Raw genomic sequence first — 552 nt, forward strand, 5'->3', positions numbered from 1 at the left:
TCATCCGATGCTGGCCTCCACTCCAGCCAGCATCTTGAATCACAAAACAGCCAAAAACGGAATCCCTTCCGATTCAACTAAATCCGGATACGCTCTAAGCGCCGACGCCAAGCACGAGGCCGGTAGCCGCCTGCTGGTGATCCGCTGCTCCGGCCGCAATGGCGCTCGTTTCGCGCTTCACCACTCCCGCGTGGAATCACATAAAAACTATTGGCTGCAGCGATTGTTCGTTGCATTGGACTTTCCATTCCCAAGTGCTCGTGCCACCACCCGATAGGATGAAGATGGGGAGAATCGCAGATGGACTGGAACGTTTGGGGGCCGGCGATCCTGTCGAGTCTTGCTGCAGCTGGCATCGGTGGCGCAATCGTGAAATCACTGGTCGAAAACTCCGTAAAGCACGCCTTTGATCGCCAAATTGAGAAATTGAAGTCTGATCTCCGGGAAAGCGAAAGGTAAGCGCTGTTCCCCTGCCACGCTGACAACTCGGCCTGTTCCCTTTCGGAGGCCACCGATAGGATAGAGACGCCAATAGCCGGTGTGCGGACGTTG

The 552-nt window shown here is 55.8% G+C and carries 1 protein-coding gene; it reads left to right on the top strand.

Annotated elements, in window-relative coordinates; genetic code table 11:
- A partial coding sequence (locus G9X68_RS31690; protein WP_206679929.1) for a hypothetical protein occupies positions 1-277 on the top strand: 277 nt, incomplete at its 5' end.
- Between the last annotated feature and the right edge of the window lie 275 nt (positions 278-552).

It is taken from the genome of Rhizobium changzhiense, assembly GCF_013087625.1.
GTDB classification, from domain to species: domain Bacteria; phylum Pseudomonadota; class Alphaproteobacteria; order Rhizobiales; family Rhizobiaceae; genus Rhizobium; species Rhizobium sophorae.